This window comes from Legionella fairfieldensis ATCC 49588 (genome assembly GCF_000621525.1).
Taxonomy (GTDB): domain Bacteria; phylum Pseudomonadota; class Gammaproteobacteria; order Legionellales; family Legionellaceae; genus Tatlockia; species Tatlockia fairfieldensis.
The window spans coordinates 23,466-34,083 of sequence record NZ_JHYC01000031.1 but is presented as its reverse complement, the minus strand read 5'-3'; the positions used below and the strand labels follow the sequence as shown (position 1 = coordinate 34,083).

The window sequence follows — 10,618 nt, the reverse complement described above, 5'->3', positions numbered from 1 at the left end:
CAACAAATCACATTTAGTCGAAAAAGAGTTCCAAGCATGTGCTTATGATTAATTTTTTAGCGTACGTTTTAGTACCATTGGACTTCAAACCCCTAAGATTGCTCATGAAAATCCCGGCGAAGAAATTATATTTGATTTTTATGATGATCGGGGAAATGGCGCGAGACAAGAAGTAGATATACTTGAGAAATTAAGCAATTTTTATCACAAGAATAAAGAATTAATCCCTGATAATGTAACTTTGCGTTTGCATCAGTATGCGGGAAACGATGTTACCCCAATTACCCAGATCAAAGGAACAGGTTTTATTGATGAAAATTACAGACAAACGGTTAAAGATTTGGCTCATCAAGCAGAAACAACCTATGATGGAATACATTCCCGCTCAATCCATGTTGCTGATCATGCCAAGCCCCAACTGTTGCAAAATAGAAAACCTCTTTCAATTACACCGCCCTTAATGCTGAGTGAAAAATATAAAACTGCTAAAGCAAAATTCACTATTGCCTTAAACAATATAGCAAAGAAAGCGGAGGAGTTAGATGAAAAAGGCGACAACATTTTTAAATTCTTCACTAACGAAAAACAAAGTGACCTCTACTATAGTTATAAAGCTGCCGCAACAGCTGCTCGCCAACTGTATGATGCTGTCGTTAATGAATCAAAATTCTACCCTATAGATAAAGATCAATTGGCCTTTAAGAAAGCAATAGATGATGCAATTAAAGTTGCAATCAATTCTGAACTGGGAAATCATCGTGGCTACTTAAAAGAAATCATTGGCTATGCTGGACTTGCTGTCCTTGCTGTGCTGACAGTTGCTACTGCCGGTATAGCTTATGCTATTGCCGGAGGAATAAATTATGCCGTCCATCGCCAGTTCTTCTTTTCTACAAAATTAACTACTGATTCAATAGATAAGGTTCTTGATTTAAAAGAAGCAGTGAATGTATTAATCACATCACACCCTTAGCTTAAATAGAACGTTGAAGGCATCGCTGGTTCGGGGAGCAAAAACACCTGACTCCCCTTATTCAACAGTATTATTTCTTAAAGCGGGCAACGCTCGCTAAAATCTCTTCACGTGCAGCCTCTGGCCCTTCCCATCCATCAACCTTCACCCATTTTCCTTCCTCCAGATCTTTGTAATGCTGGAAGAAATGCTCTAATGATAAAATCAAATAAGGCGGCAGATCCTTATAAGTTTTTACAGACTCATACAGCTTGCTTAATTTACTGGTAGGGACCGCCAATAATTTTGCATCCACGCCTGACTCGTCAGTCATCTTAAGCATACCGATAACACGACAAGAAATCACTGCACCACTGATTAAGGGAACAGGCGTAACCACTAAAACATCAACAGGGTCCCCATCTTCTGAGAGAGTGTTGGGAATATAGCCGTAATTGGTCGGGTAAAACATGGCTGTGGCCATAAAACGGTCCACAAATAAGGCCCCCGTTTCCTTGTCCACTTCATACTTGACCGGTTCGCCATGCATGGGAATTTCAATAATTACATTAATTTCGTTGGGTATATCACGACCACTTTTAATATCCATCAAGCCCATTATTATCTACTCACAAACTAATCTAACGTATAAAGACGCGTATTATGCTCAAAATGGATTTAAAAGGCAAAATTAACTAGTGATGCTAATTCTGTATGATAACTGGATAGCAGATGCAAAGTATGATTTTTTTTAACTAAAGTAGTTACTTCTGTTGTCAGAAAGCCATTCAGGTATTATTATCGATTAAATTAACTATCTGGTGAACCCATTCATGGCCTGCTTGTTTTGTAAGATTGCATGCGGAGAAATTCCCTCACGAATGGTATTTGAGGATCCGGAGCTTTTTGTAATTCATGATATAAAACCTCAAGCTCCTGTACATAAGCTAATAATTCCGAAACAGCATATCGCAACAATTGACGATACGGACAGCAAGGATGAGCAACTCCTTGGGCGCATGATACTTACGGCAAAAAAAATGGCCAAAGAAACAAATATTAATAGCAATGGTTACCGACTGGTTTTTAATGTTAACTCTGGTGGTGGACAGGAAGTTCCTCATATTCATTTACATCTGCTGGGTGGCCGTCAAATGACATGGCCGCCTGGCTAGGACAAAATCTATGCATGAATTATACAAACAAATCCTGGAAAATATTGGAGAGGACACCGAGCGCGAGGGTTTACGAGATACGCCTGAGCGCGCAGTAAATGCCTTACGCTACCTTACTAAAGGATATCGAGAGAATCTTGATGACATCATAAATGGCGCCCTGTTTACCTCAGACATGAGTGAAATGGTCATTGTAAAAGATATTGAAATGTATTCCATGTGTGAACATCACCTACTTCCTTTTTTGGGTAAATGCCACGTGGGTTATCTGCCTAATGGCAAAGTTCTTGGTTTATCTAAAATCGCACGCATTGTTGACTATTTTGCACGACGCTTGCAAATACAAGAGCGTTTAACAACTGAAATAGCTGATTGCATAGAATCCACCACTGGCGCACGCGGAGTTGCTGTCGTAATAGAGGCCAAACACCTGTGCATGATGATGCGCGGAGTGGAAAAACAAAACTCGGTGATGACCACTTCAGTCATGCGCGGTGAAATGCGCAATAATCCGAGTAGTCGTAGCGAATTTTTACGTTTGATCGTAACCTAGTTTTTTCTTGAGTAAAAATTCTGTCAATATTATTTGTATTAGTATCAAACCTTGATAAGGTCAATTTATTTTCAATAATTCTTCCAAAAGAGGGTATTTGTTTTTGAAAAGCATAATTTATCTTTTCCTATTCCATTGTTGAGAACATTATACCACCCAATCAATTTATTAAAAATAAAACCAAATAGCAACAGCACTATAAAAATAATGAAGAGTCCTGGAATAATTAAATGAACTGTTATAAACAAAGAATTATTTCGATGACTATGAAATCAGAGAACTTGATGTATAAAAGGTACATCGAGTTTGGGTTACTGGATTCCGCGCATACAGCGCGGAACGTAAGACCTGTATTGACCATTAAATAAATTATATTATCTAAAAGTCACTACCGAACCGATCTCTAACAAAAGAACTTTAAAATAAACGGCTCCATAAGAATAGCTTTTTCAGGAGTCAATTTTATTCCTCGCCATTGTCTACTAATGTTTCAGAATGATGTTTCTCTTGAGGATCTTCCGGCTCTGCAATAGATTCATCCGCTTCTGTTACATTTTTTTCTTCCACTGGCCCAGGTACTGCCTGTGGCTTATCCTTCCATTCCAGTTTGACCCGTCCCTGCTTATCAACACCAGCAACAAACACTTCAATTTCCTGCCCCTCGCTAAGAACAGATTCAACTTTTTGCGCACGGTCCGCACAGATTTGAGAGATATGTAAAAGGCCATCCTTACCAGGCAATAAATTAATAAAAGCACCAAAATCAACAATTTTGCTTACTTTACCTTTATACGTTTGACCTACTTCAACCTCTGCAATCAATGCCTTAATCTGCTTTTGAGCTTCTTCAAGCGCTTCAGCATCAGGAGAAAATAGCTGTACTACACCTGTATCGTCGATATCAATAGAAACACCTGTACTTTCAATCAATCCTTTAATTGTGGCACCTCCTTTACCTATAATAGTTCGTATTTTGTCTTCCGCTATCTTCATGGTTGTAATTCTTGGCGCATGCTCTGATAATTCTTCCCGGTGTTCTGATAAAGCATTATTCATGACGCCAAGAATATGCATCCGTCCAGCTAAAGCCTGCTCCAGGGCCTGTTCCATAATTTCTTTGGTAATACCTGTGATTTTTATGTCCATTTGTAGAGCAGTGATCCCTTTTTCAGTTCCTGCAACTTTAAAATCCATATCTCCTAAATGATCTTCATCCCCTAAAATGTCGGTTAACACTGCAAAACGTTCATCTTCCTTAATAAGTCCCATAGCAACACCCGCAACCGGTGCTTTTAATGGTACACCCGCATCCATTAATGCCAGACTTGTACCACAAACAGTAGCCATTGAACTGGACCCATTTGATTCGGTGATTTCAGATACTACCCTTAAAACATAAGGGAACTCACTGGCCGCAGGTAAAACAGCAATTAAACTGCGCTTGGCTAACCGGCCATGACCAATTTCACGACGCTTAGGGCTACCGACCATTCCTGTTTCACCCACTGAAAAAGGAGGAAAATTATAATGCAGCATGAATCTATCTTTTGTTTCACCGCTCAAATTATCCAGGGTTTGCGCATCACGTTCATTACCCAAAGTAACTGCTACAATCGCTTGCGTTTCACCTCGGGTGAATATTACTGAACCGTGAGGACGTTCCAATAATCGGGTACGAATAGCTATCGGACGCACCGTTTTTTGATCACGCCCATCAATACGTGGTTCCCCATCGAGAATACGATTACGTACAATGGTTTTTTCTAAATTGCCTAACATGCCAGTCACTGCATTGCTGTCATATTGTTCATTTTCATTGATCAGATTTTCTGTAATTTGTTCTCTTATTTCAGCCAGGCGCTTATAACGCTGTTGTTTATCCTTAATTAAGTAAGCTTCTGTCAGCAAGGTTGTTGCTAACTCGGCAACACGAGACTCTAAACCGGTGTCAACTACAGGTGCTGTCCATTCCCATGCCGGTTTTCCTGCTTCATTGGCAAGTTCTCTGATCCCTCTAATTACCGCTTTCATCATCTCATGACCGTACAATACCGCCCCTAACATGATTTCTTCACTTAACTCGCTTGCTTCTGATTCCACCATTAAAATAGCTTCATCCGTACCGGCAACCACGAGATCCAATTCCGATTGAGCAATGGCTTTATGGCCAGGATTTAACAGGTAAATACCGTCTTTATACCCCACACGAGCCGCTGCAATAGGACCGTGAAAAGGAATACCGGAAATGGCCAAAGCGGCAGAGGCGCCAATCATGGAAATAATATCGGCGGGAACTTCAGGATTTAATGACATAACCGTAGCAATAATTTGTACTTCATTGCAAAATCCCTCGGGGAATAAAGGTCTAAGTGGTCTATCCATTAATCTTGAAACCAGTGTTTCATTCTCGCTGGGACGGCCTTCACGTTTGTTAAAACCACCAGGAATTTTACCCGCAGCATACGCTTTTTCCTGATAATTTACCGTCAAAGGGAAAAAATCATTAGTACCGGCAACCGTTTTTTGTCCGACCACTGTAACTAATACCTGAGTGCCTGCCATACTCGCAAAGACAGCACCATCAGCCTGTCTTGCTATTTCGCCTGTTTCAAGCACAAGCATGTGTTCACCGAACTGTATTTCTTTAGTGATTTTAGCCACGTAAATTACCTCTTAAAATTGAATAGCGAAAAAAAAGGCGCAGAATATTGCGCCTTTCAGTTAGACTAAAAATTGAGCTCCAGCCCTATCTAATAAAATTCGAAGAATCAATAGGAATCCCGCAGACCCAAATTTTGGATCAAGGTTTGATACCGCGCCTGATCTTTTCTTTTTAAATACTTAAGCAGCTTGCGACGTTTATTGACTAATGCCTGTAAACCACGTCTTGAATGAAAATCTTTTTTATTTTCTTTAAAATGATCGGTTAAATATTTAATACGACCTGTCATTAGTGAAACCTGTACTTCAGGCGAACCGGTATCTTTATCGCCTCGTTTGTACTCATTAATAATTTCTACTTTTTGTGCGCTAGTTAGCGACATATTCACTCCTGAAGATAAGCTAAGTGTTCTTTTTAAAGGGGAGGATTTTACCAAGTCAAGTAGCGAGACACAAGTATTAGTTAACAATTTGTGCATTCTTTATTAGAATTTTTCGGATATTCGCTATAGATAACGAGCGAAAATACATTTTCTACGCCGAAAAATAACTGATTCAGCCAAAATAACGTGATTTTCTAATTAAAGATCTATTGTAGATTTTAATTTGAACATATTGTATAATGTGTTGGATAATGATTAATGAGTATTTATGATGAAAAAAAGCGAGCTTAATAAACTGGCATCGTTGGCAAAGAAAGTAAGATCTCCTGAAATTGGTGATGCTACCTATGAAACATATCTTGATTACGCAAAAAAGTCAGGTTTACATCCAACCCAAGCAGCAATTATGTATAAAAAATGCCAGGAAAATCCTAAAATCAGAAATAATTTTGAAGACAATTTTCTTCATGTGAATAAATACCGTTATAAACAAAATCGTAACTATTCTATTAATTATGAAGCTTTATTGTATCTACCTCCACCGTTGATGTTTCTTGGGTTGATGTTTCTTATTTTTACTGCAATGTTGCTACCGATAGTTAGTCCTTATATACTGCTAATACCCTTACTTCTTGTCATATTGTCAGTTGCTTCCATGAGAATAGGATCGTATCTAAATAATCATGCTCATGACAACGATGAGATAGAACTCATTTTTTCTGAAGACAACACTGCTCCAAAGACTGATAATCAAATAAGTCCTGTCAATACTACTGATTACCAAAAAAATAATTCACTTCAGGAGAGCTTTTCATCTGATTTAAACCTGACTGCCAGCCAACATAATTCAAACGTTCCAAAAGGAACACTTTCTCAAACCTCAATAACAAGAGGATTATCATTTTTTGAGGAATTACCAGATAAACAATCAAAGACTTTACTTAATAATGAGGATTCCCTGCCTAATGAGGATAGAAGCAGCTCATTCACTTAGATATAACTAATAATCTAAAAAATGGTAATTGTTCACTCAATGGCATCAACTTAAGCCAATTTTCATTACCTACTCCCGCCTTGTTTCTGATAGATCTTCTCATTATTTGTACCACGGATGGGTAATTGATTTATTTGAAATTATTTGACTTCCTGTGATTTTTATTGATGTCATCCTCGCGAAAGACGGGAAAGACATTGACGTTATATACTTCTTAATTACCTATTCCGTGAACACCTACTAATCATCAGGATGAATTTCATAATAAAAAAATATTTATTTTCTTATTATGATTACCGTTATTTTTTGTGACCATCTCTCAGAGACAAACACGGGAACATAGGCATTCCTCTGAATGCTTTTCCCATTAATGAGCACATCCACGCTTTTCAGGCAGATATTAACCGCTTAGCCATTAAAGTACTCCTATCTTTACATTCACCCACACCTACGAAATTTTCGCATTCATCATAAAGACGGATATGACCTTGTATAGCATTGGAAGAAGGTTTACTGAGTACTTTACCTTGTCGTAACGCCGCTACCTCAGTGAGGTTCAAATTTAACCACGGCAGATATTGCACCGCTCGATCCACAGGCAACAGACAGGCGTACAATTCTTCTTGTGGTTTGTTTTGTAAAACATCAAGATTGTACATAGGTTCCTCGGCAAAACCCGCCGTATTTACACGATGCAATTGCGTGACATGTGCACCAACACCCAGGCGTTCGCCAATATCCTCTACAAGATTACGAATGTATGTTCCTTTGCTACACACCACCTTAATCGCAAATGATTTACCATCAAAAGCAGTTAATTCAAGGTTATGAACAATAATCTCTCGTGCTTCGCGTTCAATAGTAATGCCCTCGCGCGCATATTTATAAAGCGGAGTACCTTTGTGTTTTAAGGCCGAAAACATGGATGGAATTTGCTTGATCTTACCTTTAAATTCATTAAGTACAACTTCTAACTGAGCTCTCGTTATTTGAAAAGAAGAAATTTCTTCAATAATTTCGCCAAGAGCGTCTGCCGTGTTCGTTTTTATACCTAATAGCCCTGTCGCCTCATAACATTTATCAGCATCCAGAAGATATTGGCTAAATTTGGTTGCTTCACCAAAACAAACAGGCAACATACCTGTGGCGAGAGGATCAAGACTCCCGGTATGACCTGCTTTTTTAGCCCTATATAAGCGCTTTATCTGCTGCAACACGGCATTAGAAGTTAAACCTTGAGGTTTATTGAGTAATAAAATTCCATTTACTGGGTTATTACAATTAGCTTTGCTCATCGTCTTGGTCAGAAGGGTTTGCTTCATCAATCAAACGACTTAAACGTCTCCCGTATTCAATCGATTCATCGTAAACAAAATGAAGTTGGGGTACTGTACGAAGCTTTACACTTCGTGCTAACGCAGTACGTAAATAACTGGCTGCAGCATTTAAAATATCTGCGGCCTGCTTAATATCTTCATTAAATACAGTAAAATAAACTTTAGCGTGGCTTAAGTCTGTGGATACCTTTACTGCGGAGATAGTCACAAAAGCAGGTAACCGCGGATCTTTGATTTCTTGCTGAATTATTTGCGACAATTTGCGTTGCATCATTTCTGCAACGCGATCGGTTCGCTTAAAATCACTGGTCATAAATCTCGCTTTATTTCAATTGTTTCAAATACTTCAATCAAGTCACCGGCTTTTACATCATTATAATTTTTCACGCCGATACCACATTCAAAACCCTGACGAACTTCCACCACATCATCTTTAAATCGGCGTAACGATTCTAACGTACCTTCATAAATGACAATATTATTTCTAAGAACACGGATAGGATTATTTCGTTTGATAGTTCCTTCAACTACCATACATCCGGCAATTGCACCCAACTTCGGAGAACGGAAAACATCGCGCACTTCAGCGATACCAATAATTTCTTCTTTAAATTGAGGAGCAAGCATTCCAGTTAACGCGCCTTTGACCTGATCCACGATGTCATAGATAACACTGTAATAATGAAGAGATACCGCTTCCTGTTCTGCTAAACGCTTCGCTCCGCTATCGGCGCGAACATTAAAACCAATTAAAATCGCATTTGAAGCAATTGCCAAATGGACATCAGATTCCGTAATACCACCTACACCATTGGCAATAATTTCGACCTTCACTTCGTCAGTCGACAATTTAACCAGAGCATCGGCTATTGCCTCAACCGAGCCTTGGACATCCGCTTTTAAAACGACATTAAGTACTTTCGCCTCGGCTACAGTCATCGTTTCGAAAATCCCTTCAAGAGATGATTTCTGACGTCTGGCAAGTTTAACATCACGGAATTTTCCTTGCCTGAACAAGGCGACTTCACGCGCTCTCTTTTCATCAGGAACTACCACCGCATCATCACCCGCATGAGGGATTGCTGAAAGCCCTAAAACTTCAACAGGAATAGAAGGGCCAGCACTATCGACAGAACTACCATTATCGCTTACTAATGCACGAACTCGTCCGTATTGTAATCCTGCCAACAAAATATCGCCTTTGTGTAAAGTTCCACTTTGTACCAGGATGGTTGCCACTGGACCACGCCCTTTATCCAGACGGGACTCAATAACAACACCTTTTGCTGCGCCATCAGTAGTTGCTGTTAACTCTAGTACTTCTGATTGTAACAATATGCCATCCAGCAACTCATCGATACCAAGACCCGATTTAGCTGAAATATTAACAAACATGGTATCACCACCCCACGATTCGGGAATGACCTCATAAGCCGATAGCTCATTCATTACCCGGTCTGGATCAGCATCAGGTTTATCCATTTTATTGATAGCAACGATAATGGGTACATTAGCTGCCTTGGCATGTTGAACTGCTTCTATGGTTTGTGGTTTGACACCGTCATCAGCAGCAACGATAAGAATAACTATATCGGTTGCTTGTGCACCACGCGCCCGCATTGCAGTAAATGCAGCATGGCCTGGTGTATCCAGAAAAGTAATGTCCCCTTTAGGCGTACTGACATGATAGGCACCAATATGTTGAGTAATACCTCCAGCCTCCCCTGCGGCGACTTTAGTCCGTCTGATATAATCAAGTAACGATGTTTTACCATGATCCACATGGCCCATAATCGTCACAACCGGAGCACGGGATTCAGTCTTGCTACCTTTGCTTAACACATCGCCCAAAGTATCTTCAATCGCATTTTCTTTAAGCACATGAGGCTTATGGCCCATTTCCTCAACCACAATAATAGCGGTATCACGATCAATGACCTGATTGATGGTAGCCATCGCCCCCAAACCTATCATCACCTTGATCACTTCAGCCGCTTTAACAGACATTCGCTTGGCAAGTTCTGCCACTGTAATTGTTTCCGGTATAGCAACTTCACGAACAACAGGCGTAGTTGGCATGGCAAAACCATGTGTCAATGCCTCTTCTGCTTCGCGATATTTTTCAGATTTTTCACTACCCTTGCGTTTTTTAGCCTTGTGACGCTTATGACGAACCTGTAACAGGTGTTCATCGTCCTCACGCTCAGGCGCAGCATATTTGTTTCTTTTCTTGCCTTTTTTAAATTCACTTTCCGAGTCTGTTTCAACTCGTTCATTATGTTTCTTCTTGGCAACTTTCTCTACTTTTTCTTCTTCAATATGAGGAACCACCGCTTCTTCAACCGGGATTTCGCCGGGGAGATCATGAGAACTTTCATCTGCGGAGACTTCTTCAGCAGGCAAATTTTCAACATGCCCTTCATCGTTTTTCTCTATAATTTCAGTTTGTTCGCTGGCCACTGCTGCCTCTGTAATAGTTTCGTCAGGCAAAGAAACATCCTGTACTTCATCGGTAGAAGTACTTACTGCCTCATTAACTAACAGCGCCTCATTCTCGGCTTCC

Annotated in this window: 9 protein-coding genes and 1 pseudogene; 4 read left to right on the top strand and 6 right to left on the bottom strand. The window is 39.8% G+C overall.

Annotated elements, in window-relative coordinates:
• Window positions 1-247 precede the first annotated feature (247 nt).
• Window positions 248-973 (top strand): hypothetical protein, encoded by a 726-nt coding sequence (locus tag T345_RS0109325; protein ID WP_131777804.1) that lies wholly within the window; start codon window positions 248-250, stop codon window positions 971-973.
• A gap of 70 nt (window positions 974-1,043) precedes the next feature.
• On the opposite strand, the gene ppa is transcribed toward T345_RS0109325, so the two are convergent.
• Complete coding sequence (gene ppa, locus T345_RS0109320) at window positions 1,044-1,571, bottom strand: inorganic diphosphatase (RefSeq protein WP_028389116.1); 528 nt, start codon at window positions 1,569-1,571, stop codon at window positions 1,044-1,046.
• A gap of 214 nt (window positions 1,572-1,785) precedes the next feature.
• Between ppa and T345_RS0109315 the strand changes: the two genes are divergently transcribed.
• Both T345_RS0109315 and folE read left to right on the top strand, forming a co-directional pair.
• Window positions 1,786-2,127 carry a histidine triad nucleotide-binding protein gene (locus T345_RS0109315; protein ID WP_028389115.1) on the top strand — a complete coding sequence of 114 codons (342 nt, stop codon included), beginning with the start codon at window positions 1,786-1,788 and terminating at the stop codon, window positions 2,125-2,127.
• Window positions 2,128-2,137: 10 nt separating this feature from the next.
• Window positions 2,138-2,680 (top strand): GTP cyclohydrolase I FolE, encoded by a 543-nt coding sequence (gene folE / locus T345_RS0109310; RefSeq protein WP_028389114.1) that lies wholly within the window; start codon window positions 2,138-2,140, stop codon window positions 2,678-2,680.
• Between the two features lie 462 nt (window positions 2,681-3,142).
• On the opposite strand, the gene pnp is transcribed toward folE, so the two are convergent.
• A complete protein-coding gene (gene pnp, locus T345_RS0109305) occupies window positions 3,143-5,341 on the bottom strand; it encodes a polyribonucleotide nucleotidyltransferase (RefSeq protein ID WP_028389113.1) in 2,199 nt (732 codons plus the stop codon).
• A gap of 107 nt (window positions 5,342-5,448) precedes the next feature.
• Window positions 5,449-5,724: a 30S ribosomal protein S15 gene (rpsO, locus tag T345_RS0109300; RefSeq protein WP_028389112.1), complete on the bottom strand. Its 276-nt coding sequence runs from the start codon at window positions 5,722-5,724 to the stop codon at window positions 5,449-5,451.
• A gap of 268 nt (window positions 5,725-5,992) precedes the next feature.
• Between rpsO and T345_RS0109295 the strand changes: the two genes are divergently transcribed.
• Entirely contained in the window at window positions 5,993-6,718 is a 726-nt protein-coding gene (locus tag T345_RS0109295) for a hypothetical protein (protein WP_028389111.1), read from the top strand.
• A 389-nt stretch (window positions 6,719-7,107) separates the two neighbouring features.
• Here T345_RS0109295 and truB read toward each other — a convergent pair whose 3' ends face one another.
• From truB to infB, 3 genes and pseudogenes are all read right to left on the bottom strand, one after another.
• The gene (gene truB / locus T345_RS0109290) at window positions 7,108-8,040 is read right to left on the bottom strand and encodes a tRNA pseudouridine(55) synthase TruB (RefSeq protein WP_051555219.1); all 933 of its coding nucleotides are present in this window, start codon (window positions 8,038-8,040) and stop codon (window positions 7,108-7,110) included.
• Complete coding sequence (gene rbfA / locus T345_RS0109285) at window positions 8,000-8,368, bottom strand: 30S ribosome-binding factor RbfA (RefSeq protein WP_028389109.1); 369 nt, start codon at window positions 8,366-8,368, stop codon at window positions 8,000-8,002. The genes truB and rbfA overlap by 41 nt, the downstream gene beginning before the upstream one ends.
• A pseudogene (infB, locus tag T345_RS0109280) lies at window positions 8,365-10,440 on the bottom strand (translation initiation factor IF-2); the annotation flags it as partial. The pseudogene infB and the gene rbfA, both read right to left, overlap by 4 nt.
• Between the last annotated feature and the right edge of the window lie 178 nt (window positions 10,441-10,618).

Excerpts from the sequence above, each read along its gene's own strand:
- folE (WP_028389114.1), top strand. The coding sequence starts at position 2,138 with ATGCATGAATTATACAAACAAATCCTGGAAAATATTGGAGAGGACACC.
- ppa (WP_028389116.1), bottom strand. The coding sequence starts at position 1,571 with ATGGGCTTGATGGATATTAAAAGTGGTCGTGATATACCCAACGAAATT.
- T345_RS0109295 (WP_028389111.1), top strand. The coding sequence starts at position 5,993 with ATGATGAAAAAAAGCGAGCTTAATAAACTGGCATCGTTGGCAAAGAAA.
- T345_RS0109315 (WP_028389115.1), top strand. The coding sequence starts at position 1,786 with ATGGCCTGCTTGTTTTGTAAGATTGCATGCGGAGAAATTCCCTCACGA.
- rpsO (WP_028389112.1), bottom strand. The coding sequence starts at position 5,724 with ATGTCGCTAACTAGCGCACAAAAAGTAGAAATTATTAATGAGTACAAA.
- truB (WP_051555219.1), bottom strand. The coding sequence starts at position 8,040 with ATGAAGCAAACCCTTCTGACCAAGACGATGAGCAAAGCTAATTGTAAT.
- rbfA (WP_028389109.1), bottom strand. The coding sequence starts at position 8,368 with ATGACCAGTGATTTTAAGCGAACCGATCGCGTTGCAGAAATGATGCAA.